Annotated in this window: 23 protein-coding genes; 5 read left to right on the top strand and 18 right to left on the bottom strand. The window is 58.4% G+C overall.

Annotated elements, in window-relative coordinates; genetic code table 11:
- Positions 1-199: 199 nt before the first annotated feature.
- The 3 genes from Q7T36_RS01225 to Q7T36_RS01215 form a co-directional block, all read right to left on the bottom strand.
- Positions 200-514: a hypothetical protein gene (locus tag Q7T36_RS01225; protein ID WP_304843147.1), complete on the bottom strand. Its 315-nt coding sequence runs from the start codon at positions 512-514 to the stop codon at positions 200-202.
- A 135-nt stretch (positions 515-649) separates the two neighbouring features.
- A complete protein-coding gene (locus Q7T36_RS01220; RefSeq protein ID WP_304843145.1) occupies positions 650-1,858 on the bottom strand; it encodes a trans-acting enoyl reductase family protein in 1,209 nt (402 codons plus the stop codon).
- Between the two features lie 183 nt (positions 1,859-2,041).
- Positions 2,042-3,022 carry a malate dehydrogenase gene (locus Q7T36_RS01215; protein ID WP_304843143.1) on the bottom strand — a complete coding sequence of 327 codons (981 nt, stop codon included), beginning with the start codon at positions 3,020-3,022 and terminating at the stop codon, positions 2,042-2,044.
- 191 nt (positions 3,023-3,213) lie between these two features.
- Here Q7T36_RS01215 and Q7T36_RS01210 point away from each other — a divergent pair, with 191 nt between their 5' ends.
- The 4 genes from Q7T36_RS01210 (at position 3,214) to Q7T36_RS01195 (ending at position 5,215) form a co-directional block, all read left to right on the top strand.
- Positions 3,214-3,813, top strand: coding sequence for a 6-carboxytetrahydropterin synthase (locus Q7T36_RS01210; protein ID WP_304843141.1), 600 nt, complete (start codon positions 3,214-3,216; stop codon positions 3,811-3,813).
- 2 nt (positions 3,814-3,815) lie between these two features.
- Positions 3,816-4,310, top strand: a complete 495-nt coding sequence (locus tag Q7T36_RS01205) for an OmpA family protein (RefSeq protein WP_304843139.1) — start codon at positions 3,816-3,818, stop codon at positions 4,308-4,310.
- Positions 4,311-4,424: 114 nt separating this feature from the next.
- On the top strand, positions 4,425-4,778 hold the full coding sequence (locus Q7T36_RS01200) for a hypothetical protein (RefSeq protein ID WP_304843137.1): 354 nt from the start codon (positions 4,425-4,427) through the stop codon (positions 4,776-4,778).
- Positions 4,779-4,987: 209 nt separating this feature from the next.
- Positions 4,988-5,215 (top strand): hypothetical protein, encoded by a 228-nt coding sequence (locus tag Q7T36_RS01195; protein ID WP_304843135.1) that lies wholly within the window; start codon positions 4,988-4,990, stop codon positions 5,213-5,215.
- An 84-nt stretch (positions 5,216-5,299) separates the two neighbouring features.
- Here the strand turns inward: Q7T36_RS01195 and Q7T36_RS01190 are convergent, their stop codons facing one another.
- The 13 genes from Q7T36_RS01190 to Q7T36_RS01130 all read right to left on the bottom strand — a co-directional run bounded on the left by Q7T36_RS01190 (position 5,300) and on the right by Q7T36_RS01130 (position 23,491).
- Complete coding sequence (locus Q7T36_RS01190; protein ID WP_304843133.1) at positions 5,300-6,526, bottom strand: type II toxin-antitoxin system HipA family toxin; 1,227 nt, start codon at positions 6,524-6,526, stop codon at positions 5,300-5,302.
- Positions 6,527-6,533: 7 nt separating this feature from the next.
- A complete protein-coding gene (locus Q7T36_RS01185) occupies positions 6,534-6,830 on the bottom strand; it encodes a helix-turn-helix domain-containing protein (protein WP_304843131.1) in 297 nt (98 codons plus the stop codon).
- 124 nt (positions 6,831-6,954) lie between these two features.
- Positions 6,955-7,494 carry a CDP-archaeol synthase gene (locus Q7T36_RS01180; protein ID WP_304843129.1) on the bottom strand — a complete coding sequence of 180 codons (540 nt, stop codon included), beginning with the start codon at positions 7,492-7,494 and terminating at the stop codon, positions 6,955-6,957.
- Positions 7,487-8,125 (bottom strand): phosphatidylcholine/phosphatidylserine synthase, encoded by a 639-nt coding sequence (locus tag Q7T36_RS01175; protein ID WP_304843127.1) that lies wholly within the window; start codon positions 8,123-8,125, stop codon positions 7,487-7,489. The genes Q7T36_RS01180 and Q7T36_RS01175 overlap by 8 nt, the downstream gene beginning before the upstream one ends.
- A complete protein-coding gene (locus tag Q7T36_RS01170; protein WP_304843125.1) occupies positions 8,122-9,729 on the bottom strand; it encodes a fatty acid CoA ligase family protein in 1,608 nt (535 codons plus the stop codon). Before Q7T36_RS01170 ends, Q7T36_RS01175 begins: the two co-directional genes overlap by 4 nt.
- On the bottom strand, positions 9,726-10,838 hold the full coding sequence (locus Q7T36_RS01165) for a hypothetical protein (protein WP_304843123.1): 1,113 nt from the start codon (positions 10,836-10,838) through the stop codon (positions 9,726-9,728). Before Q7T36_RS01165 ends, Q7T36_RS01170 begins: the two co-directional genes overlap by 4 nt.
- Positions 10,839-10,937: 99 nt before the next feature.
- Positions 10,938-13,649: a phosphoenolpyruvate synthase gene (locus Q7T36_RS01160; RefSeq protein ID WP_304843121.1), complete on the bottom strand. Its 2,712-nt coding sequence runs from the start codon at positions 13,647-13,649 to the stop codon at positions 10,938-10,940.
- Positions 13,646-16,399 carry a phosphotransferase gene (locus tag Q7T36_RS01155; protein ID WP_304843119.1) on the bottom strand — a complete coding sequence of 918 codons (2,754 nt, stop codon included), beginning with the start codon at positions 16,397-16,399 and terminating at the stop codon, positions 13,646-13,648. Before Q7T36_RS01155 ends, Q7T36_RS01160 begins: the two co-directional genes overlap by 4 nt.
- An 11-nt stretch (positions 16,400-16,410) precedes the next feature.
- Positions 16,411-17,361, bottom strand: a complete 951-nt coding sequence (locus tag Q7T36_RS01150; RefSeq protein WP_304843117.1) for a UbiA family prenyltransferase — start codon at positions 17,359-17,361, stop codon at positions 16,411-16,413.
- A gap of 175 nt (positions 17,362-17,536) precedes the next feature.
- Positions 17,537-19,885 (bottom strand): RND family transporter, encoded by a 2,349-nt coding sequence (locus Q7T36_RS01145; protein ID WP_304843115.1) that lies wholly within the window; start codon positions 19,883-19,885, stop codon positions 17,537-17,539.
- 12 nt (positions 19,886-19,897) lie between these two features.
- Positions 19,898-21,154: a hypothetical protein gene (locus Q7T36_RS01140; RefSeq protein WP_304843113.1), complete on the bottom strand. Its 1,257-nt coding sequence runs from the start codon at positions 21,152-21,154 to the stop codon at positions 19,898-19,900.
- Complete coding sequence (locus tag Q7T36_RS01135; RefSeq protein WP_304843111.1) at positions 21,154-21,933, bottom strand: outer membrane lipoprotein-sorting protein; 780 nt, start codon at positions 21,931-21,933, stop codon at positions 21,154-21,156. Before Q7T36_RS01135 ends, Q7T36_RS01140 begins: the two co-directional genes overlap by 1 nt.
- A 322-nt stretch (positions 21,934-22,255) precedes the next feature.
- A complete protein-coding gene (locus Q7T36_RS01130; RefSeq protein ID WP_304843109.1) occupies positions 22,256-23,491 on the bottom strand; it encodes a hypothetical protein in 1,236 nt (411 codons plus the stop codon).
- A gap of 87 nt (positions 23,492-23,578) precedes the next feature.
- Between Q7T36_RS01130 and Q7T36_RS01125 the strand changes: the two genes are divergently transcribed.
- The gene (locus tag Q7T36_RS01125; RefSeq protein ID WP_304843107.1) at positions 23,579-24,019 is read left to right on the top strand and encodes an MOSC domain-containing protein; all 441 of its coding nucleotides are present in this window, start codon (positions 23,579-23,581) and stop codon (positions 24,017-24,019) included.
- Between the two features lie 83 nt (positions 24,020-24,102).
- Here Q7T36_RS01125 and Q7T36_RS01120 read toward each other — a convergent pair whose 3' ends face one another.
- Positions 24,103-24,630 (bottom strand): hypothetical protein, encoded by a 528-nt coding sequence (locus tag Q7T36_RS01120; RefSeq protein ID WP_304843105.1) that lies wholly within the window; start codon positions 24,628-24,630, stop codon positions 24,103-24,105.
- Between the two features lie 99 nt (positions 24,631-24,729).
- Entirely contained in the window at positions 24,730-25,626 is an 897-nt protein-coding gene (locus tag Q7T36_RS01115; RefSeq protein WP_304843103.1) for a LysR substrate-binding domain-containing protein, read from the bottom strand.
- Positions 25,627-25,724: the final 98 nt, after the last annotated feature.

The raw sequence follows: 25,724 nt of genomic DNA, 5'->3' as shown, positions 1-25,724 counted from the left end.
TTAATAAAAGCAGGCTCAATATTTTTTGCTTGGATTTGCTGGGCGCTTATGGGATATCTAAGGCTAACGACTCAAATCCACGTTGCCTTCTTGTTGGTGCTCCTATTGATCTCGTTTATTCCATACAAGATATATTTAAAGTATTTCAGGAGCGAATGAGCCGAATTGATTCATTAGCGTAGTTGGGGCTCCCCACTGATTATCCCCCCGGATAAACCATCACCCCTACCAGCAAAACCACCAAAACCGCCCCCATCGCCTGGACCCACCCAAGCTGATGCCAAGCTACCGGCTCTGGCTCCTCCCGGATCATCCCCTGCGCCGCCAGCACCTTCAATTGCTGACTCAGATAGTGACTCACCGTCTCATCCATCTTCGCCAAGTCCTCATCCCCCAGTTTGCCTTCCTTGTCCAGGTTCAACGCCTGACTCAAGGCGCTGCGCAATTCGTTAGTCGGCAACGCATCATTTGAAAAGGCAGGAAGCTTCTCGCTTTCAGAGGCAGGCAGAGACATGGCGGCAGTCCTCGTTGGTTTTATTATGTCCAATAAATGTCAGGACTGATGAATAATGTCAACAAAGAAAATGTGTGTATTTATTGTGAGGAACCTCACGTTCCCAAAATTCGCGATGTGTTCAGCCCATGACACTCAACCCCGGACTTCAAACCCCATGCCAGCATTCTTCAATCGCTCAACCAGCTTGCCGCCCATAGCCTCCGCCGGTGTCACTACCCCGAAATGCGCTGGCAGAGACTTGCCGTCCAGCGCCAGGCACAGGGCGCTTTCCGCCAGCATCTTCGCCGTCTCGTCATAACCGGGGTCCCCGCCGCTGACCTGAGTGCGGAAATGCAATACCGGTTTGCCCGGCAGCTTCACATCCGCCTCAAAATCTACGGTGTACCAATGCTTGGCGCGCACCTCGGGAGCCGGACCCGCTCCGGACGGGCGGCGTTTGCCCAGCCATTCCCGACCGGCATTGAATTGCGCCACAACAAATACCCCGGCAATGGCCGCGCCTGTCACGGCAATACGCGCCAGTTGCGGGGTCACGGCAAAATGGGCGTAACTGAAATCCTTGCCATAGAAACGATAGCGGGCGGCTGATTGCACCACAATGGCCGGGTCTATGGTGGGCAGGGGGGCTGCCCAGCCGTCGGCCACTTTCTTCAATGCCGGCTTTTCCACTAGCCGGATGTTGCGGCCCGACAAGGTTTGGTGATGCTGACGGCGACGGTCACGGACAAACTGCTTCCATGCGGGCATGGCGTTGATGGCCGAGTTCCAGGTTCCGCCCGAGATGTCGCCGAAACCCCGGACAAAACCTTCCACCTCCACCGTGGATTGGGCCAGAACGTCACGGCCATATCGTGCAGCCAATTCCTCCAGGGTGAAATAGACGCCCAGATCGTGCGGAATGCTGTCAAAGCCGCAGCAATGCACAATTTTCACGCCTTTGGCCCGCGCCGCCGCGCCATGTGCCTGCTGCATATTGCTGACGAACTGGGGTTCGCCGGTCAGGTCTACATAATCGCACCCTTGGCTGACACAGGCGGCCACCAACGGTTCCCCATACAACAGATATGGCCCCACGGTGGTGATGACAACCCGCGTTTGGGCGCATAAGGCTTCCAGGCTGGCGCGGTCGTAGCTGTCGGCGGTCAGGATGTCGGGGGCGGTGATGCCGGGGTTGTCCGCCATCAGCACGTCGCGGATATGGGCCAGTTTTTCCGGGTTGCGCCCGGCCAACGCTAACCTGACCGGTTCGGCGCATTTCAGCAGGTAGTCAGCGGTCAGTTGCCCGGTGAAGCCGGTGGCGCCAAAAAGGATGATGTCATATGGGCGGGTGCGGGAGGCCATGGATTCTTCTTGTTGATAAGGCAATGAATACCCGGATGTTACCGTGAGCGTAAAGTGCAGCCATGCGCGAAGTGGGCGATATTGTAAGAGAGTTCTGTGGCTGGTCAATAATTGCGCGTTGTTGAGGGTCGCCCATGAAAAAACCCGCCGCAGCGGGTTCTTTCAACACGAAAAGCGACCGGATTACGGCAGCAGATGCTTCACGGCATCACGCTCTTCCTGCAGTTCCTTCTCGGTGGCCTGCATGCGGGCGCGAGAGAACTCGGAGACTTCGACGCCTTGCACAATTTCCCAGTCGCCGTTCTTGCAAACGCAGGGGAAGGAGTAGATCAGGCCCTTGTCGATGCCATAGGAACCGTCGCTGTAGACGCCCATGGAAACCCAGTCGCCTTCGGGAGTGCCGAGAGCCCAGGTGCGCATGTGGTCGATGGCGGCGTTGGCAGCGGAAGCAGCGGAGGAAGCACCACGAGCCTTGATGATGGCCGCGCCGCGCTGTTGCACGTTGGGGATGTACTCGTTCACGTACCAGTCATTGTCGATCAGGCTGTCAGCAGCCTTGCCGTCAACGGTGGTCTTGGAGATGTCCGGGTACTGGGTGGAGGAGTGGTTACCCCAGATGGTCATGTTCTTGACATCGTTGATGGTCTTGCCGGTCTTCTGGGCCAGCTGGGCCATGGCGCGGTTGTGGTCCAGGCGGGTCATGGCGGTGAATTGACGCGGGCTGATGTCCGGAGCGTTACGCTGGGCGATCAGGGAGTTGGTGTTGGCGGGGTTGCCGACGACCAGAACCTTGATGCCACGGCTGGCGACGGCATTGATGGCCTTGCCTTGCACCGAGAAAATGGCGGCGTTGGCTTCCAGCAGATCCTTGCGCTCCATGCCGGGGCCGCGCGGACGGGCGCCAACCAGCAGGGCGTAATCGGTGTCCTTGAAAGCAACCATGGGGTCATCGGTCATGACGATGCCGGCCAGCAGCGGGAATGCGCAGTCGTCCAGTTCCATGGCCACGCCTTCAAGGGCCTTCAGGGCCGGGGTAATTTCCAGCAGTTGCAGAATGACGGGTTGGTCTTTGCCCAGCATGTCGCCGGAAGCAATGCGGAACAGCAGGGAGTAGCTGATCTGGCCAGCTGCGCCGGTAACGGTAACGCGTACGGGTTGTTTCATTCTGGAACTCCTGAGGAAAAGGGCGGGATCACCGGCCTGGGAAGCGGCATGGCCATTTGGGGGTCTGCCTTAAGTCGCCGCATTGTACCTAAGCCCGTGCCGCTGCTCAATTGAAAGACGCTGCCTGTCGGCAGTAAACGGAAATTGCCGGGCGGATTTTGCTAGAATGCGTCTCAATCGCCGGAGGTCGCATGTTAATCCGCAAACTGTTCCGTTTTGAAAACGCCCATATTGTCCGAAATTGCAGCAGTGACCGTTGCAGCCGCTCGCTGCACGGCCACAGCTATGTTGTCGAGTTCATCCTGGAGGCGCATGCCCTGGATAACGGGCAGATGGTGTATGACTTCGGCCTGATGAAAGGCCCCATTCGCACTCTGACCGACAGTTTTGATCATGCCGTGGCCTTCTGGGACAAGGACAATGCCGACTATATCTCCGCCTGCAAGACCTTCAGCGCGCGCTGGATTGCCTTGCCGGTTTCGCCGTCCGCCGAGCAGTTTTCGCGGTTGATGTTTGCGATGGCTGATGCAGTGCTGAGTCAGACCGTGATGAAGAACGGTGAAGGGGATGTGCGTTTGCAGTCCGTGATTGTGCACGAGACCCAGACCGGCTATGCCCAGTGCTTCCGGGAGGATATCGACAATCCTCGCATGGGGCTTATCCGGCTGGAGGACATTGTTTTTTCCGATCAGGTTCGGGCGGAGTGGCCGGACCCGGAGATGTTTGAAAAACTGAAGCGGGGGGAGAGCTTCGTTAATCCGGTGGTGGTTCCGCAGGTGACAGGAGTCTGAAGATGAAATCCATGACCAAGACGGTGCTGCTGGTGTCACTGGCTTTTGCGGGAACGGCCGGTGCGGGGGTGACCATTGAAAACGGCCGTTTGAAAACCGATGCCCAACCCGGTTTTGTAACGGGAACGGATGAATTGACACCGGAAAGCGGGGCGGTGCTGGAGGAGATCAAGGATTTTCTGGCCGCCAAGAGCTATCTCAGTCTTGTGCGGATTGAGGGGCATTTGGCTGCCGGTGGTGTTGAAAGCCTGGAGCAGGCCTTGAGCGAGGCGCGGGCCATGGCGATTGCCCGGTGGCTGGTGTCTCATGGTATTAATTGTGAGCGGTTGCTGCCGGTGGGGTTTGGTGTGACCAAGCCGGTTGTTGCAAATGACGGACCTGAACGGGCGCTTAATACCCGGATTGAGTTTGCGCCTGCGGCGTTGCGCGGGCGGTTGATTGGTGGAATGCCGGCGGATGGGGGTGGGAAGGTTTCGGGGGATGTATGTGGGAAATAAGTGAGGCCATTTATTCGTTTAATCTTACGGTAAACGGGTGGTTTTATTTAGATCATTTTATTCCGGCATGGGAAAATGTTGCTCTGTCCCGAGTTTTTCTACTTGGAGTGTAATATGTCAACTGCTGAAAAAGTTGCTGAAGGATTGTTTGTTGAGTTGCTTGGCAAACGAATTGAACGATACAGGGAACCGCTAGCATCTGGCGATCAGAACAAAAGTATACTCGTATATAGAAAAGCCATGAAGGCCTTTCAACGACTGAGTCTTGAAGATCAAATTGCATTAACAAACTTTTTCAAGGTTGTCACCATAGATACGGCATCCATAGTTCTCGGCGGCTTTGGTGGCATCTCTGACCTTGAAGGGCTTAATGATCAATTCTTCGTTACTTACGGTGGAGAGAGTATTGAAGAAGAAATCCAAGATGCATTTCTAGCAAAAGTCGAAGAGTCAGGGATTCTAGGGTAGAACTAATAACTAACCATTTATCATGTGTAACGTTGGTTTGGTTGTTGCTGTCAAGAAGCGCAATACTTTTAATAGGTTGAAGGTATCGTATCTGTCGTTGCAAACAATAAATTTCCACATTGGAAAAAGACTGGTTATGCATCTAGCATAACTATTACTAAAAATGCAGTTGGTGTTGAGTTCGCTTTCGATCTAGCGACAAATACTTGATGACTCAACTCGTGACCCCGGCTCAAACCGCCGACCTCTTCAACCTCGCCCAATACAACAACCGCTTCACCACCAGCGTCGTCAACGGAAAGGACAGCACAAAGCAGGCAAAAACCTGCCACGACACCCCCAAAAACCACACATACGCCAGCGCCACGCCAATGCCGGAATCCAGCTGGATGCATTCTCAGGCGTGGCCCCCTGTGCAATACCCAGCCGACGCTTGATGAAGCAGTTGGGCAACTCCGCCAGAACTTAGCCAGAACTTAGCCAATCGTGAGTGGCCATATTGCCGATCAGGATATTTTCACTCAAATCATTCTGTCCCGGCATGCTGAAACGGATTTCCAGACCGCCTGAACGGTGGCGGTACGAATCGGTTCGGCTTTGGCCAAGTCTCGGAATGCCCTGGCGACCGTGACCATCCGCTCAATGACTTCTTCAGCCCAACGTACCTCTACACCACCTTCCTTGGCCAACCGTAAAAGATGCGGCTTTCCCGGCGCCAACCCTTCGCCACAGACATCCATCTGGTGCTCGCCACCGGGCCCTTCACTCCAGGTCAAATCATAGGCGGGAGCCAGTTGCCAGCGCCGGTCCATCCCCAGACAGAAAGCCAGGTTTCGCCCATGATCATCCCGATTGTGGAATACGACGTTAAAAACAGCCCGTTCATAGGCTTTACAAACTTCGCGTTCATCACGGGTGAAGGCACGAGTGGCGCGAAGGAAGGTGGTGTAGTCCACCGAGGACGGCAGCCGGAAATCAGCATGAAGCGCGCTGGCCAAGGTGTGGGTGGGAACCCGTAAACCGTCCTTGCGGTCAAAACGTGCAACACCGAATGCTGCCAGAGAGCGTCCCAGATCAAAATACCGTGTTTCAGGTATATCCACGCCGCATTCACGCGCCAGTCGTGCGTAGAGATTTTCCAGCGCGCAGGCTTCCTTGTGTTCTCCACGCGCCTGGAACTTGATAAGCCAGGGTTGCCCAGCTGCATTCCCTGAAGTGCTGATAACATGAATACCAGGGTCATGGTTGACGAGTACTTTCGGGCGTGCGCCTTGAGGGGAGCCGCCCAAGCGGGCCAACTGCACGAGCGCATCGCTGTCATTGCCGCTGACTATTTGTTTTGCCTCACGGGCAAGCGCCAGCAAGCTCATCTCCGCCGGTTCCAGATCGGTATTGTCGGACGGGTGGAATGCCAGGGCACCCATGGCGTTATCGCCGATAAATGCCAGACGATCCAGCGGCGACAAGGTGGCGGTTCGCAGGCCACGCTGACGAAACAGGCGGTCCATCAGTAGCAAGCCCCAACCGTCCGGCAGGGCATCGGCAATCAGTCCGGGCAGTCGGTACAGATGTTGAGGAAAGCCGCCATAAGCTTCGGGGCGCAATTTCAAATGCAGTGGGGAAAGTTCAAGCCCTTGTCGCAAGGCTTCCGGCGAAAATTCGAATAGCAGCTTTTGGCTATCATCCGCCAACTGCCCCAACAGCCAGTGCTCGCCCCAGCCGCTATAAAATACATTCAGTAAGCGCATGACATCCTCAGGGATGGGGGCGACGCGGGGCGCGTTGGCGTTTGGCTTTTGCGACCTGGGCCATGGCGGCGATTGAGTCTGTTTGTAGGGTGAACAGAGTCTGGAGTTGGTCTGTGAGGCCCAAGGCCACCACGGTGCGGATCAGGGACTCCAGGGAGGATTGCCCCTTGCTTTCCAGATTCTTGATGGTTCCAACCGAGACGCCGGCGCGCAAAGCCAGGTCTGTCTGGGTCAGCGATTGTGCTAACCGTTGCTCACGGAGGCGATGGCCAAGCTGCGAGCAGATTTCAGAGGGAGTTGCCAATATAAGGTTCAACATAATGGCTTTTATGTCTTTTTAATGGATATAGCGGTTATTATATTGTCTTTTAGGTGATGGGTCACTCTCGTTCGGCGACTTTGGGATGGCGAAATTGAGAAACGCCCGCTCAAACCGCCGATTTCTTCAACCTCGCCCAATACAACAACCGCTTCACCACCAGCGCCGTCAACGGAAAGGACAGCACAAAGCAGGCAAAAACCTGCCACGACACCCCCAAAAACCACACATACGCCAGCGCCACTCCAATACCGGAATCCAATTGATCCAGCAGGATGAAAAAATGCTTGTGCTGCTCCGGCGTGGCGCCTGGAGCAATACCCAGCCGACGCTTGATAAAGGAATTGGGCAACTCCGCCAGAACATAGCCGATACCCGCCACCGCACCTGCCAGCCACAACGCATGCCCTGCAAACGGGGAACCGGACCCCAGCAGCGGGTCTACCGGATACAGCAGGCAAGCCCCCAGCGCCGTCAGCACCGGCATGAAAAGCATGCCGCGCCAGGTCTTGTTGGCCCCGAACAACGACTGCCAGACCGGCACCTTCAATGAAGGCCACAGGTCGCGGGTCACCACCACCATGTGCAGTACCCCGCCCACAATCACCGGCAATTGCAGGTACCAGGCCAGCAACAGGCTTTCAAACATGGGGGATCTTTCCTGAAAAATACAGGCCCGTAAAAATCAGCACACCGCTCAGTGTAATGCCCAGAATGTGCCACAGCTTCTTGAACTTGAAGAAGGGCCGACGCAGCAGCATGGCGCGGCTGAAAGCCAGCAGAGCGAGGGTCATGACGGCATTGAGATACAGCGGCGGCAACACGAAATCCAGCAGCAGGAAACCGGCCAGCAGGAAGATGCTCCAGAACACCGGCATGCCCAGATAGGCCAGACTACCGGTTTCTTCCTGAATGTTGCCGATGTCGTTGAACACAGAGAGGCGGATGCTGCCGCAAATGATCATCACCAGCAGGGTCACGGACCAATAGCCGTCAAAACCGTGGGTGTAGAGCAGGAATGACGGTGCGACCAGATAGATCAGCACGTCCATGAAGCCGTCCAGATAACGGCCGAAAGGGCGTTCCAGCTTGAACTTGCGCGCCAGCATGCCGTCAAGGGCGTCGCCCAGCATGGCGATGAACAGCAGCGCCGTGGCCAGATAGCTTTCTCCCTTCAGGGCCAGGACCATCGCCGCCGAGCTGGTGATGACACCGCTGAGGGTGAGGCAATCCACCGGGTTAAGCTGAATGATGTAAGGGGAAGAGGCCGGTGTTTTCATGACACATCCAGATTCTGGTAGCGCAGTTTCCCCCGCTCCAGCCATTCTCGCAGCAACGGGCGGTCAATTTTGCTGTTGTGACGGCCATCAACCGGCATGGAGACCACAGTTGCCCAGGCTGCACGGAAAATGCCCGACGCCCGAAGTTCGGCCAGCACTGGCGCCAGATCAAGTTGTCCCTGGGTTTCAAAGATCATCATCAGCTTGCCTTCCCAGCCCAGCACGGCGCTGCGGCGGATGCCGGGTAAATCGTCGAGCGTCTTTTCCAGCGGGTAGGGCCAGTAGACCCGATTGCCCACCAGGATGCCGTCCTTGACGCGGCCGACCAGCCACAGGCGTCCGCGGTCGTCCATGAAACCGGCGTCGCCGGTGCGGTGCCACACCTGACCATCGGGGCGCGGAATCTTGCTTTCGCGGGTGGCATCCGGATTATCGATGTAGCTTTTCAGCACATGTTTGCCGGACACCAGGATTTCGCCAATGGTCATGGCCCCGCACTGCACGGCCCGAACCCGGTGATCATCCTTCAGCACCTGACCGACCGGAACCACACAAACCTGTGCCGAGCGGACGGGGTAGCCCACCAGATGCCCGGCATGCTCGCCACCTTCACGCGCCAGTTCATCAATCTGCACATCCGCAATGGGTTCGGCTTCGGTTGAGCCGTACACGCCCATCAAGTGTGCATTGGGAAAAACCAGGGGCAGGCGGTGGATCAGCCGTGCGGGCAGGGTGGAACCGCCAATGGCGACAGTGCGGATGTAGGGAAACTGCACCTGATGGGTCAAGGCGTAATCGCACAGATGCTGCATGAAGGCCGGTGCGGCGGACAGCCGGGTCACTTCCTGGAGTTTCAGTTGCTTGACCAGTTCTTCCGCATCGTAATGGCCCGGTGTGGCAAGGTCGACACGCGGCAGCACGGTAGTGATGCCGCAACAGAGGTTGTGCAGCACCAGTACCGGGAAGCTGGGACAGTCAATGTCGTTCGGCTGGTCCAGCCAGTGTTCACGGATGGCGTTATGCTGGGCGATGAGGCTGGCGTGGGTGCGGTCGGCGCCTTTGGGCAAACCGGTGCTGCCAGAGGTGAAGGTAATCAGGCCGTGAGCGTCCGGTTCAACGCCCACGCAACGGGGTTCGCAAGCGTCGGGCAGCCAGGAGCGGAAATCTTCGACGCCCAGCGTCTTGCCGTCCAGCGCCAGCCGCTTCATCCACCATAAAGGAGGGAACATCCACCAATAACGTAAGATATCGGCTTCGCCAATGGCCACTTTGGCGCCGCTGAAACGAATGGCGGCGCGAATCCGCTTGGTGCTCATGCCGCGATCAATCAGTACCGGCACCAGACCCAATGCCAGCAAGGCCAGCATCAGCACATACAGCTCCATGCGCACGCGTGAAAGCACCAGCACCCGGTCGCCGGGCTTCAGGTCCATGGCATCCAGGGCGCGTTGGTAACGTCCGGTTTCCGCTTTCAATTGGCCATAAGTCAGGGTTTGTTCACCCTTGAAATCCAGTCGCTGCATCCGGGGAATGCGGATGGCGGTTTTTTCAGGATGTTGCGACCAGGCATTAAAAACGGGTTGTACCAGATTGACTCCACTCATGTTTTGCTTCCATACAAGGCGTAATGGTGATGCCGGGCCTGACCGTGCCGGGCGGCAAAGTTCAGGGAGGCATTATCTTCGCGCACAAGGGCGCCGGCGATCTCATCATACACACCTTCGGCCCGTAAAGTCAGTTCACAACCCATGGCCGTGAACAGGCCGAATGAACGGAAATCCGGATGAACCCCCCCGGTTTTGGCCAGCGCCATGCGCGGTCGAGGCAATTGACCGGCCCAGGGATAAAAGCGGATGTCCTTGGAAGAAACCGGATTAGGCAAGGATTGACGCATCAACGGGCCGTAATCCGGATAAACCAGAAAGAAGCCGGCGATGCGGCCATCCAGGCTTTCGGCCAGCACCGAGGTTTGCGGACAGAACCTGGCGGCGAAATCCGCACCGCAAACCTGGCGGAAGGTTTCCAGGGAAATGGGCGTATAGGCGAAGTTGGCCCCGAACACCTGCCCGACAAAACCGTAGAGTTCATCCAGATGTGAAAGCCAGTATTCCGCCGTCATGGATTTGAAGCGGATGGCTTGTGCCAGTTGCGGCTTTACCCGGACATAGTCGCGTTTTATCGGCACGATAATCTCGTCGACCTTGGCGAAGGTAGAGATATAGCGGTAACGGATATCCATGCCCAGTTGTTCCATCAGCGCCGGGTAATAGTCCGGGTTCCAGGGTTCGCCGGGGAATGCGCCGTTTTCAAAGGCATCCAGCCGCAGCCGGTTGGCGCCGAAGGTGGTGAAGTTGATGGGGCCGTAGAGTCGTGTGGCGCCATGCTCACCCGCCCAGGCTTTCAGTTCATTGAACAGTTTAAGATTGACGTCCATGTCATTGATTGTTTCCCAGAAACCGAAAAATGTGGCCTGTTCACCGTCAATCAGTTGCCCCGGCACCACAAACCCCGCCAGGCGCGCCTTGCCGGGAATGACGCCGATCCAGGCCAGCCCATCATTAAACCAGGGGTTGAGGCCGCTGAACTGCTGTCGCACCGACTGGGGATCTTCGCCCAGCCAGAAGGGGTCGTTGGCGTAGATTTGCGCGGGCAGGGTGAGAAAGGCTTCGGGGAGCGGGGTGGAAGGGTTCCACGCAGTCATGATGCTGGTCATTTCGATTCCCCCGTAGGGGCGCATTGCATGCGCCCTCGTCAACGAACAAGATGTGTGTTTGATTCGAAAGGGCGCACGCATTGCGCCCTTACGCCGCGTTTATTGGTCTGAGGACTCCAGCCGCACAATCGTCCCCTTCGCCCCGTCCATGCGCACCTTTTCGCCATCCCGCAGCCGCTGCGTGATACCGGGGATGCCGACAATCGCCGGAATGCCCAGTTCCCGCGCCACTACCGCCGAGTGCGACAGCGTGGAGCCGCGTTCTACAAGGATGCCACCCGCGGTCGGGAACAGCGGTGCCCAACCCGGATCGGTGCGTACGGTGCAGAGGATCTGCCCGTTCAGGGACAGTTCGTCGTCCGGCGAGAAGATCAGGCGGATCTTTTCCTCAACAATACCGGGGTAACAGCCGGTGCCTTTCAGTTCATTACCAGTTGGTTCTGCTTCCACTTCAAATGGATAGCGGTAACTGTTCTGGTAATACACCATGCCGTGTGTCCAGAAATGATGCGGCAAATCCGCCTTCTGGTACTCGGCAAACTCGGCCTTGCGACCGGCCACCATCGCCTTCAGGCTGAGTTGTACGGCGCGGCCGTCCTGCATGGCATACAGTTCATCCACCGAAAGGTAGAAGATGTCGCGCTTGTCGTCCAGCAGGCCGCTGAAGGCGAACTGGCTGCCGATTTCCAGGAACAGGTCACGGTACAGGCCGAAGACACGGGTGCGGGCCAGACGCATGTTCTCGCGGTTGCGGATGGCGTCGCGCAGTTTGTCGAGGTTCTTCTTGAAAATCGTCAGCGCGCGGTTGCCCAGCTTGGTGCGGATGGCGGTGAAGGCTTCTTCTTCGGCGGAGTCACGGAACTGCGCTTCCTTCGAGGCCAGCGTTTCCGGAGTCAGGTCGTCGCGGGTCAGGTAGTTCTTCAGCACCGCAAACAGGAAGGCGGTGTCCTGGCGCAGCGTCACCGACTCAAGCTTCAGTTCGCCGATGGTGCGGTCGCCGTAGCGTTCGATGTAGTCCAGGCACTGGGTGTGGAAGTTGGCGTCGTGCACCTGGATGCGCGCCAGCAGGCTGTGGTTGTCGCCGGTTTCAACCAGCGTGCGCAGCGTCGGTTGGGTGCGGATGTAGGCGCACATGCGCAGCAGCATCTTGGTCGGCTCGGTACTTTCAATGCCGTCCTCGCCGGACAGCAGGTTGTTCTGCAGCACGGCGGGTTCGGTGAAGCCGGCCTCGACCAGCGTGCGGTGCACTTTGCCATTCATCATCATCACGTAGAAGTCGTTGATGATGGGCGAGGTCCAGCGTTGCAACAGTTCGCGGTCCAGGCGGCGGGCTTCGTCGATCAGCTCGCCGGGGGTGCGGGTGTGCAGGTGGTCGCGATCGATGCTGCGGTAGGCGTTTTCAAACAGCGCCCGGAACTCGGTGACGCGCTGACCCATCTGCCGGAAGCCGCGCAGCAGGTTGAACAGGGCGCGCAGCACCTGCGGCAACCGCAGCAGTTTTTCGCCAAAGCTGAACTCGCGGTCCTGCACCAGATCCACCGGATCGGTAAGGCCCATCATCCGCTCCATGTCCGCCTTGTTGGTCTTGAAGGCGGGCAGCAGCAGCAGGCCGCGATACCAGTTGTTGATGTTGTAATACACCCGGCCGTGCACCAATCCCAACATGTTGTCGAGCATGTCGCGGTGGGCGGCGATGCCCTTGTCGCTGACGCCCAGCACACGCATGGTCTGTTCATAGACGGTGGCGTAGGCGCGGTTGGCAAAACTGAAAGTCAGCGGTGTGGTGACGCCGCAATACGATTCCTGGATGTTGGAATTGTCGAAGACGATGCGGCGACCCACCGGTTCCTTTGGCTCCGGCAGGCGGGTCACAGGCCGGGTTTGCAGGATGTAGACCTGATCCTGGCGGATGGCCCATTCAATGTCCTGCGGGAAGTGTTGCAGCGTGGCGATCTTCAGACCGATATCACGCAGCGACAGGATATGCGTATCCGACAGACAGGCAATGTGGCGCTGTTCGCCGTCGAGATGGATTTCCTTGGTGCCGCGTCCGGCATCTCGGTCAAAGACCACGGCCTGGTCCTTGTCTGCCAGTTGGCGCTCAATGGTGTTGTCGAACAGGCTGACGGTGAACTCGTCGGTGTTGCAGATGCCGGCGACGATGCCTTCCCCGACGCCCCAGGCTGCCGAGATCAGTGCATGGCGGCGGCTGCCGTTCAGCGGATGGGCGGTAAACATCACGCCCGACACTTCCCCTTCAATCATTTCCTGGATGATGACGGCGGCGCGGATGTCGTCCAGCGCAATGCCCTTGGCGATGCGGTATTGTAGGGCGCGGGCGTTGAAGGCGGATGCGGCGACCTGCAGCAGGCTGGCGCCAATATCGGCGCGGCCGCGCTGGAACAGGTAGCTGTCCATTTGCCCGGCAAACGACGCTCCTTGGGCATCTTCCCCCAGCACCGAGGAACGCACGGCGAAGAACTGTTCCTCGCGCCCCTTCACCAGTTCACCAATAGCCTGCAGCAATTCGCCGGACAGCCGCGCCTTCAACACCTGCTGCTGAATGCGGACCGCGATCGGCTCGATGGCCGCCGGTTCGGTGTCCGGCCCGATACCCGCCAGCGCCTCCGCGACCATCTCACTGAGGCCGTTGTCGCGCAGCAGTTGCGTGAACACGTCGGTGGTGACCACCCACCAGCGCGGCATCGGCAGGCCTTCGCGGCTGAGCCAGGCCAGATTGGCCGCCTTGCCGCCCAGCAGATCCGGGTTCAGGAACAGCGCTTCTTCCTGGCTGTACAGGCAGCGGCTCATGGCTTCACTCCCGGTTGCCCGACCTGTTCAATGTCCAGCATGGAGCGGAAGGCGCGATAGACGCGCTCCATGAACTCGTAGTGACGGAAGGTGTGCGCCATCATGTACATCGGCAGGCGGTTGACCAGAATGTCCATCAGTGCCAGCACATAGCCGCGTTTCCACATCACCGGGTCGAGGGCGATACCGCTGTGACGTTGCAGTTCTGTGCGGTGCAGTTCGATGTAGTGTTCAATTTCATTGGGGTCCACCGGGTCATACAGCGTGAAGCCCAGCAATTCCACCAGATCGTGTTGCGGCAGGTGCAGTGTCGCCAGTTCCCAGTCGTAGGCGCACAGGCTGAGCTTGCCTTCGGCATCACGGCGGAAGGCAATGTTGCGCGGGTTGAAGTCATTGTGGATCAGCGTGCGCGGCATCATTTCAATCAGCGACCACCATTCACCGATGCTGTGCACGATATCGCGGTAGTTGGACAGGTCCTGTTCCGAGAACCATTCCGGAAATTCCTCGCGGGAATGCACGCCCAGCAGTTCCCACAGTCGCAGCTTTTCCTTCATATTGGAGGTGGTGGGATAGTCGATCAGCCACGGTTGCTGCTTCAGCTCTTCCTCGCGTCCCAGCCAGATGCTGTGTACTTCAGCTATCCCCTTGATGGCCGCCTCGATGTGTTGCTTTTCCCAGCCGGATGTATTGTCGGCGGAGTCCATGTGCTCCAGCCCGTCCAGCTTTTCCTGGATGATGATATAGGCTTCGCGCTCAAGATCGTTGACCACGCCATAGGTTTGCGGGGCATGACGGGTGAAACGGGGGTCGGCCTGGCTCATCACCGCCAGTTCACGCACATGGCAGCCCTTGAAGCCGACGTGGTCGCGGAAGTTGTTGAACTCCTGCGCCAGACGCGGGTTGCACATGCTGGCCATGCTGTTGACCATCAGGATCACTTCCGCATCCAGCGGCTTCACCTTGATCATCACGTCCTTCGGACCGTGGTCGGTTTGCAGATGGAAGGGGAAGTGGCCAACCAGCTTGTTGATCTTGTGTGCGGTCAGTTCGGTGATGATGCTGGAACCGCCCATGTTCTTGCTCAGCGGCGTCATCTCGCTGACCTGGAACTGGCTGAGGCCGGTCTTGGCGACGGCCAGATTGACGAACTCCGGATTCAAATCGCCAATCTTCAGGTAGTTGACCGGACGGTTGCGGCCCAGTTTCTCGTGGGCGCGGGCGAACTGGTCAGAGGCGACGGCGGACAGCGTCGAGATATCCAGCGCCAGGCAGTAGGCGGCAATCACTTCCGCCAGCTTGTGCGCCTTGCCGGGACCGGCGCAACCAATCATTTCCAGACATTCGCGCTGCTGCGGCAGGTTGGTGCCGCCGCCGACGGTGCCGATCACCAGTGACGGCAGCATCATGGTGCAATAGACGTCGTCGTCGTCGGTCAGTTCCATGTGCAGGTGCGCCAGCGACGATTCGTGCACGCAGGCAATATCCTGACCCAGCGCCGTGAACATGGCGGCAATGATGTTGGCGACATTGATGTTCATGCCGATCATGCCCGCCGCTATGGAGCCGGAGGCGATGTACTGGTAAGCCATCACCATCTGCTTGGGCTTGATCTTGAGGATGCGTTCGCAGGTGTCCTTGGTCAGCAATGCTTCCGCCACCACGCGCACGCCGCGTCCCTTGAGGAAGGTCTGGTAGGTGACCTTCTTGTCGTTGGAGAGGTTGGCTTCAATCAGGAAGTTCTCGATGCGCAGGCCTTCAAAACGCTTGATGTTCTTCAGGATCCACTGGCAGGCCTGCCAGGTGCAGGTAGTGGTCATGTTCTGGCCGGCAGCGTCGCCGGTTTCGTAGATGAAGTGCACATGCACGGCGCGACCCAGCACATAGGGCTGCACTTCCACCAGCGAGGCGTAGTTGGAATACTTGCCGACTTCATCGGACAGTTCGCGGAAATGGTCCTTGACCCATTCGGCAAAGAACAGCGAGTTGGCCATGGTCTCGAACACGAACACCGGCACGCGCATCATGCGCTGGCCCAGCACGCGGGTGGTGACGCCGCCGGAGCGGGAGAGGGCCGTGGCGCCACGGGTGGCAGATGCCACCAATGCGCCTTCCGATGTTGCCAGCGGCGCGTAGAACAAACCGCCTGCGTGACTGCCCTTGATGTGCAGCGGACCGGCAACACCAACCGGCACTTCCACCGAGCCGATCAGCGCCTCGATGTTGCTCACCAGCTTGCGCGGATCGAGGCTGATCTTGGACACCTCGGTCATTTCCGCGCCGGTTTCATCGCGCACAAAGGCCAGCCGGGCCTGACGCGCTTCTTCGGTGTAGAGGCCGCGTGCCGGTACTTTTGGCAAGGTAATGTCGTCCCAGGACTGGTCGGCGGACAACGACGGCATGTTGCGCAGCAGGTAGCTGATTTCCCAAAGAATCTGGTTGCTGTCCTCGCAGTTGACGGTGCAGAGGTCAATCTCGGTGGGGCACCACAGTTCCTCGCGCACCGCCTTGACAGTGAGGCAGGGGAAGGTGAAGCCGCGCTTGAGGATGTCCAGCCGAACAGGACGAATAATGGTGCCGACCGGCGGCACCGGCAGACCATTCTCAATGGAGACACACAGATGCTCGCGGGAGACATCCACCGGGACGGCTATGACGGTCTGGCCGTCAAACACCAGTTGGCAGGAGGCCAGATGTTCTTCCCCGAACAGGTAATGGGGAGCAAACGCGTAGGGTTGAATGTTAGACATATCCATCATCCTCATGCCAGAACCACACCATGCAGCGACAAAACCACACCGATCACCACCGCATAACCTGCCAGCAGGGTCAGGGCGACCGACTTTTCATTCTTCTCACGGCCGGCAGTGGAAGGCGACTTAACAAAGGCCAATAATTGCTTGATGCCCATCAGCCAGAACACGATCAGCACCACCCCGGCCCAGATCGGGAAATGTTCCGGTGAAAGCAGCGTGATCAACCAGATCTGGTTGGCGACCATGGCGGTCACCAGCAGCATCACCACAGCCGCAGAGCCCTGGGTGCCGAAAATCCGCGAATAGGACTCGATCGTGTCGCGTTCTTCTTCCGGCCCCTTGGTCTTGCGGGTAATCTCGAAACAGAAGCCGCTGATGAAGGCCAGCAGCATCAGGCTTTGCAGGGTCAGGTTCAGTTCAATGCCGGGCACGGCCATGTTCGCCAGCCACCACACGGTCAACGGCATCACCAGCATGTGCGATACGGCGTACCAGGTCAGGTGCTTGTTCAGCCATTCTTCGATGAAGAACTCCTTGCCCATCAGGCAGGTCCAGGCAAACATCATGGCCCAGGCCGTCATGGTGGGGCCGAAACCTCCGTCCCGCGCCAGTGAGAAACCCAGTTGCAGCACCAGCGTCACGCCACCAACGATCTTTAGGTGGTCCAGCGTAATCAGGCCGCTTTGCAGCACCCGCTGCGGATGGTTCAGGCAATCCAGCTCGTAATCCTTGTGTTCGTCAAACACGCGCAGCAACAGGAAGTAGGACCAGGTGACCACACAGGCCAGAACATCCAGCCCGCCCAGCGCGATTTCACCCCCGGCAGCGCTGCGGGCCACTACGGCGGCCGTGATGTAAAGGATGAAGAACAGCAGCGCGTTCGGCAGCGCGAAGCGCTGGTGCACCCAGGCCATGAAGCGGGTGGGCCAGGGGGAGGAGAGGGTCAGGTCGGTCATCTTGGTTCTATCTCGGTAGTCAATTGTTAACTTGGGTTCCCTCTCCCCTTGTGGGAGAGGGCTAGGGAGAGGGGTACTGCATCGGCTTCAAAACTGACGGTGTGTCATGGCCACTTTCCGCACCCCTCTCCCGGCGCTGCGCGCCACCCTCTCCCACAAGGGGAGAGGGGACTCCTCAACCTGTTTTTACCGTCCGCTTGTCCAGCACCAAAAACAAACTCGGCAACAGGAACACATCAATCACCAGCGCGATGCCGATGGTGGTCACGGTGACGATGGCGGTATTTACCGTCAGCTGGATGGCGGAGTTGGCCAGCCAGGCATAACCCGAACCCAGCACCGCCGTCGTGGACAGCAAGGCAAAACCGACATGACTGAAGGCATAACGCACGGCGTCTTCCGGGCTTTTGCCTTCCACCTTGCGGGCGCGTTCATATTTGGAAATGAAATGGATGGTGTCATCGACCACGACGCTGAAGGCGATGCCCAGCACCACGGTCAACCCGACATCAATGTTGCCGTTCAGCATTGCCCATGACCCAAAGGCCATGCCGATGGGAATCAGGTTGCCCAGGAAACTGGCCAGCCCCAGCCGGAAGGCGCGGAACACCAGCATCACGAACAGCGACTCCGCCACCAGTGATCCCAGCATGCCGCCGAACATGCCGTTGATGGAGCGCTCGGAAATATGGGCGAACATCAGGTTCAACGAACTGCCCTGCACCTGCATCGCCTTGGGAGCATTGGCCTTCAGCCAGCCTTGCGCAGCGGCGTCGAGGGCGATGATGCGCTGGCCGCTGGACGTACCCACCGCCACCCGCACCCGGCTTTCCGAACGGTCGAAACGGATCAGGTAGTTGAGGTCCATGCCGTAGGGCATCGACAGTTCGTATTGCAGCAGGTACTGGGCGATTTCCTCGCGGGTATCAGGAATGCGGTAAAAGGCCGGATCGTTGCCGTGCATCACCTGGTTGATGCGCTTGATGATGTCCACCAGCGAGTTCACCTGCGTCACGTCCGGTTGAGCCTTCAGCCAGTTGCCAAAGGCATCCAGTTGCCTCAGGTAGGCCGGATCGACAATATTGTCCGCACTCCCGGCGGGCAGGGAGTAGTTCACTTCCGCAATACCGGTGAGGTTGGCGTTGACGAACTCCACGTCCTGCCGGAATTTGGCTTCCGGGGTGTAGTACTTGACGATGTCGTCGTTGATGCGGTTTTGCGGAATGAAGGCAATGAACACCGCCGCCACCGCAAAGCAGGCCACCAGGATCGGCTTGTGACGGGCAATGATGAAGTCCGCGAAACGCGCCACGGTGGGGGAGTCTTCCCGCATCAGCGGCGAAATCTTGCGCGGCGGTTCGCCCGGCAGCAGCACCAGAAGTGGAGCGGTGAAGAAGAAGGTCAGCAGCAGCGCGAACACCACCCCGGCGGCCACAATCAGGCCCATCACCTGGAACGGCGGCGAGTCGTTGAACAGCAGGGTCAGGAAGCCGATGGCGGTCATGACACTGGTAACGGTCATCGGCCCCATATTGACGCTCAGGCTTTCCGCCATGGCATCGCGCTTGCTCTTGCCTTGATTGACCGCCTGAATCCAGTTCACCACCACATGGATGCCGTCGGCGAACGCCATCGACAAGATCATCACCGGCGCCACGATCACGCCGTCGTTGACCACAAACTTGAACAGCCCGATAAATCCCGCGCCGCCCAGCACCGCCAGAATGCAGGCCACCAGCGTCACGAACATCGCTTTCAGGCTGCGGAACAACACCGACAGCATCACCATCATTGTCAGCAGGAACCACGGCCACACCCGTACGCCGTCGGCCTGTGACTCTTCCGGATACGCCTTGTTGGCGATCGGTTGACCTGCCAGATGCACTTCCACGCCCGGATGCGCCTTGACCATGTCGGCCGTCATGGTGCGGATGTGATCCACCACTGCCGGGATTTCCTTCAGCGGCTCTTTACCGGGCATGTTCAGGGTAATGCGCACCCCGGCGACGCTGCCTTGCGGGTTTACCAGCGAATCGACCAGGAACGGTTCGCTGACGGCGGTCTGCTTGATGGATTCCAGGGCAGCGGCGTCCAGCATCGTGGGATCGACCACCAGATCTTCCGTGGCGATGTTGTCGCCATCCACCTTCACATGCTGGAAGTTGGTCAGCGACTCGACGCGCTGCGAGTAGGGAACCTGCCAACCGGCCTTGGTCAGGTCTTGCAGCATGCCCAGGAATTCCGGGGTGAAAACCTTGCCATCCTTGGGCGCAACGGCGATCAGGACGGTATCGGTCTTGGTATAGTCTTCCTGCAGTTTCTCGTAGGCCAGCAGTTGCGGGTTATCCTTGCCGAAGAAAGCGCGATGGTCGGTGGAATAAATATAACCGGCGCTGCCGGCGCTGACCGCCAGTGTCACCAGCAGCGAGACGATGATGCTGGTCCACGGATGGGACACGATCCAGTCGGCCAGGGCGGACCACATCCGGTCGATGCGGGAAGGGGCCGGGGCGGGGTTCGTCATGGATGCATTTCCTCAATAAAACCAGGTCAGTTCCGCACGCACATGGCTGTCATCGCCAAAGCTGCGGAGTTTGTAGTCGTAGTCGGGCGCGGCCAGCACCTCGAACGGGGTTTGCGGCGCACGGGTGGACAGCACGCGTGCTTCCAGGGCCAGTTTCAGCCGGTCGTTGATCCGGGTGCTGCCTTTCAACCGCACATAGGTTTCGGGGTGTTCCAGATCGCGCACCACGGCCAGCAGCACTTCACTGGAGGCTTCGTCGTTGACAGCCAGACGCCAGCCCAGCAGCAGGTCATGCTCGAAGGGTTGCGTCGCCTGTTCGGCGCGGCTGTCATACAAGCCCTCCGCCAGCCAGCCCAGGTCATAACGGCTGCCCAGCACCCCCACTTGCGTGTATTCCAGCCCGGCATCGGCGCTCTGGAAACGGTCCGGCCCAAAGCCGTGACGATCGACAGCTTCCAGCTTCCACAGCCAGTCACCGCGCGTCAGTTGCATGTCCAAGCCGAACTGGGTGATTTGCGGGTAATAAGGATGGAGTTCCGGCAGGTAGCCGGGAGCGAAGAAACCGGGACCGACTTGCGTCAAGTCCACCACCGGCAGCAATTCCGGTTCGCGGGAGGTGCCCTTGAAGGCGCTGATGCCCGCCCGTAAGCCATTGGCGCTGAACTGATAACGCGCGGCCACATCAATATGATTCCTGCCCGCCCCGGACTCATAAGAGGCGGCATCGGCCTTGACCTGCCATGGCAGGCGCAAGCGGCCATCCATGCCCGCAAACGGGCGCTCGCGGAAACCGGGCAATACGAACACATCCAGCAGATGCTCATCTTGCTCCCAGCTGACATTCAGCATCGGCTGGCCAAGCCGGGCATCGCCTTCCGGATTTTCCAGTGTGTCGGTCTGGTTGATGATATCCACCACATGCGCGCCCTCCGTGACGCCCCAGAATACCTGTCCGATACCGGCCTGAGTCTGCCAATTGTTTAGCACATGCAGCCAAAATGCTTCGCGCAAGTCGGCATGGCTGCGTTCGGAATCCTGGCTGTCCACGCGCGCAAAGGGTTTCAGAGTGAAGCTGTCATTGCGTCCGTTCCAGTCCCAGCGGGCTTCCCCCAGCAAACGCAACGAAGCCGCGCTGGAAGTCTGCCCCTGCGAACCTGACTGAAAATAACCGGTTGCCTCCAGACCTGCTTCTGCTTTCAGGGCGGGAGTGGCAAAAGCCATGGCCGGGAGGCCCAGCGCGGCCAGTCCGAAAATCGTATGGATACGCATCAACGAGCCCGCTTCAGCGCATTTTCGGTGAAGTCATCCTTCTTCAGTCCAGTCTTGAACTTGAAGTCCGCCCAGTCCAGCCGGGTTTGCTTGCGGTTCTGGAGGTTCACCATCAGCATGGACGCTGGCCGCCACTGGCCCTGTACCTTCTGGAAGCCGCTGGCGGTATAGGTTTTCAGCAAGCTGTTCTTGCGGTCATAAAAGTCGATGCGGCGAATCAGGTAGTCCTGCTTGTCAATCCACACCTGCTGGCGGGTGTAGCCGGAATTGGCGTCCTTGGGCTTGCGTTCAATAACGGCGCAAGTCAGCGCCTCGCACTTTTCCTCACGAACAAAGCTGTAGCTGTATTTCTGCCAGTAGGGGGTAACGATGTCCTCAAACGCAAATTCGGAACCCATGAACGGACCGGACTTGTTGCCGGCGGCAATCTGCTTCACCCGGCTGATGGCGGGCAGATAGAGCCATTGCAGGTCGTCGCTGCCGGCCTGGGTGTGGGTGAGCAGGGCGGTGCCAGACACGTCGCGCGGTGTGTCGAAGATCATCAGGCTGCGGTCGCCTTCGGTACCGGTTTCCAGGTTCTGCACACGCAGGGCGCGCTCGGCGGTTTGACCGGAAGGATTGATCAACGTCATTTTCATGCTGGCGGTGCTGTCGCCAAAGCCGTGCAGGCGTTTATCGGCTTCCTGGGCAATGGTGTCGGCTTGATCGGCGCGAGCAGAAAGGGGGTTGAATACGATGGAGAGAGTCAGGCCAAGGGCCATGAGCGGAGCGATACGCATGATTTCACCGTGATTATTCAGATTTATAAGTTTTTCCCGGTTGGTTTCAGCCTAGACGCTGTTCCGGTCGGGTCAAATGCAAATACAGTTTAATCGCGGCGTTGCTGGCCGTGTGGCTATCCTTAGCGTCCTTTTTGCTTTCCCGGTGGGGTAAGCGCCGGTTGTGACCGGTCTGGTCCTTGGCTTCCGCTTGTAAAAACAAGCTGTTGCCGGATTGGCGCGATTGTAGGGGGAGGGTGTCTGGCAATCTTGTGGATGAGCGTCAGGGGGGTGGCGTCATTTCGCAATAATATGAGCAGTGTTCAGTAAACGCCTCTCTAACTCAGGTAATAGCCTGCAACTGCCGCACCCCCACCCGTGAACCGTCAAAATAACCGGAGTCGCCAAGCCTGATCCCCACCACCCTTTCAAACCATGGCAAGGCCTTGGGCGGCATGAACGCCAGCGGGCCCAAATGCACCGGCGTATGCGGGTCATAACCCAGCACCGCCCGCAATTCCGCCTCCTTTGCCGAAATTTCCTGCCGGAAGCTGCGGAATGCGTGGGCATAGCAGGCCGCCTGTTGGGCAAACTGAACCTTGTCCCCGGTATAACCCACCACGCTGCCCGGTTCTTCCAGCAGGCGCAGAACCGCCTTGAAATCCGGTTGCCAGAGTTCCGGGGCGGCATCTCCGGTCAAGGCCGCGCCAAGCTTTGCCCGGCAGGCGGGTGACAGTGCTTCAGGCAACCGGTCGCCCAACGGCAGGTCCATTCCGGCCAAAGCGGCCGAAGCGGCTTCGGTGTGGGCCAGATCAGTCAGATATTTGTTGAACGGACGCTGGTGACTAAAGTCAGGCCCTGCCAGTAACTGCCGGTAATAATGGCGATCATAGAGCCGCCAGAATATGCCCAGCTCGACCTGAAGCGCCAGACAGTAGCCAATGGTCAGGCGCTGTGCGGGCAAGGTGATGGCATGCTCGGGACTGCCTTCAATCAGCGCGGTGCAGGCATTGCGGATCATGGGGGGTGAACCGGCGCAAACCTCACCGGCTCCGATCAGCGCCTGGGTTTCGGTGATCAAGGACAGGAAGGCGGCGGCGGTGACCGGTATTTCTGCGCCCAGCGCCAGTCGCTCGTGCAGGGTTTGCATCACCCCGAAAAAACCGGCCCCCAGTTTGTGGCTGACCGCGTCACTGGCGGGCACCGGACTGTGCGGGTCGCGGCTGGTCAGCAGGTGGATGGCGGGCCTGGCCAGTTGGTCCAGCACGGCGGCCAGGATGTCGGTCCAGTTGGCGTTACGCCCGCCCGCTTGCGCCCGGAAGCCCGCCAGATCGGCCATGACCGTGTTGTAATGGCGGGATACCTGTACCAGAGCCGAGGTATTCATCAGCTTGCCCTGACGTAGGTCGGAGTAGGGGCATTCCTTCATTTCCATGGGCACCCCGGCCCTGATCGAGGCCCGCGCGCGGCGTTCGGCGATGGGGCGTCCTTCATCGTCAAAGACATCCGCCAGATCAAATATCAGTTCCGATACCGACCACGGCTGACCGGTTAACGCCTTTTCCAGTGCTTGGGACATCGGCATCTCTCCTGAGCTATAGTTCAAAGCCTAGCAGTTCCGAATGGGACTGCCAGATCTCCACAGGCAAAAGGTTGAATCAGGGTTATGAAGTTAATTGGCATTGCGGTGCGTCCGGCCCGTGGGGAGGCGATGGTGGTCAGGGAAAGGGCCGATATTTCGGTGGAGGAGGGGCTGGACGGTGATTATGTCAGCCGTCAGTGCAGTCGGCAGGTTTCGCTGTTGAGTGCGGAGTCGTGGCGGGATGTTTGCCGGGATGCCGGTGTTGATTTGCATTGGCATACGCGCCGGGCCAATTTGCTGGTTCAGGATTATGTTTTCGGGATGGCGGATTTGGGGAGGGTGGTGGTGATTGGTGATGTCCGGTTGCGTATCAGTCGTGAAACCATGCCTTGCCGGAAGATGGATATGCAGTTTCCCGGTTTGCAGGAGATTATCCGGCTGGACTGGCGGGGCGGGGTTTGTTGCCGGGTATTGCGGGGTGGGGTGATTGCGGTGGGGGATGAGATCAGGATGGAGGAAGTGTGATTGATTTTTGATAAATTTCAGCGGTATAAAACGAGAAAGCCTCCAAACTTTTCGCTTGTACCGCTGAATTAGAAGTTACGCAACTATTTTACATGCCTCGAGGGATTAGCTAACAGAGCTTTCATGTTTCGCATGTAATCCGTGAATATTTTATCAGCCCGAGCCTGCATTTCCTGCAACATCCAGCTTGTCAGCATCTTGCTGACGTTTTTATTTACAGTCACCTCGCGCTGCCCTACTGCAGAAGTGTAGTACGACAATGCATTTTCCAAATCAGGAACCGTCATTTGCCGACCATAGGCTTCGGCCCATTTAGCAGTTATATCCTCAACAGGGATAAGCCATTCCGAGGAAGTGAACAGCTTGTTATGCAGTTCACGAGCGGCGGGGATTTCAATGCCTCCATTTGAGGTCAGGACCTGTTGATACAGTTGTTGTGCCTGCAATTTGAACGACTCATCAGTTTGACGATTCATTTCTTCAATCACTTCGCGGACACCCTGAGCTTTAAGAACTTGTTGGACTAGCACCTCCTTGCGATCCAACTCGGCAGCAATAACCTGAGAGCACCCAATCATGAGTGCCAGACACAACACAACCGATTTATACATAACTAATTATTCCTGAGATTGCCGAGGAATCGGCGAGGCCGTTTTATCCAAAATTCCGAGAGCCGTCAATCAGTCCGACCGATATGAAGTGGGTAAGTCTCATACCCCCCTCACATACTCCAAAAACGCCCTCGCCACCGGACTCAGCTTACGGTTATCTCGCATCACAAAACTGAACGCACCTTTCAACGGAAATCCCCCCACCTCCAGAATGCACAAATTATCCCGGGCCGGATCATCCCCCAACGCATGACGCGACAACACCGTCACCCCCAGCCCGCCGGCCACCGCATGCTTGATCGCCTCATTACTCCCCAGCGACATCGCCACCTGCGGCTTGAAACCCTGCTCCGTAAAATGCTCCTCGGCCAATAGCCGGCAGCCGGAGCCGCTTTCCCGCATCAGCCAGCGCTCACCCGCCAACTCCGTCAGGCTCACCCGTTTCCCAGCCAGCCGGTGATTCCGCGCCGCCACCACCACCAGGGGCGTGTCGCGAAAGGGTTCGGTCCGCAAACGGGCATCCACCGGCGGTTTCATCATCACCGTCAGTTCATCCAGCCCCTTGTCCAGCCTACCCAGAATCGAGGCGCGGTTTTCAACGGCCAACTGCACATCAATGCCGGGATAAACCTCGCAGAACGGCCCCAGCAACTGCGGCAGCAGGTATTCGGCCGTGGTTACGGCAGCCAGACGCAACGTACCGCGACGCACCCCCTGCAATTCCGCCATGCGCGATTCAAACCGCGCCCACAAACCGAATACCTCGCTCACCGTGTCCTGCAATTCCAGCCCGGCGGCGGTTAGCTGTATGCGCTTGCCATGTTGCTCAAACAAGGGCAGGCCCACCTGTTCCGCCAGTTCACGCAGCTGGATGGAAACCGTGGGCTGAGAAAGATGCAGTTCCTCGGCGGCGCGGGTCATGGACAACAAACGGGCGGCGGCCTCAAAAGCCCGCAGCTGCTGCGGTGTGGCGCGCAAGGGGGAAGGGCGGTCCATAGATTAAACTCTATGCCTATTATCGGAATTGTATATTTTCATAAATAGGTCAAAACGCATAGACTAGCGCCTATTGAAAACGGGGTAGCCGCCGGCAT

Source organism: Fluviicoccus sp., from assembly GCF_030646115.1.
Classification (GTDB): domain Bacteria; phylum Pseudomonadota; class Gammaproteobacteria; order Pseudomonadales; family Moraxellaceae; genus Fluviicoccus.
This window is presented reverse-complemented; position numbering and strand designations above follow the sequence as displayed.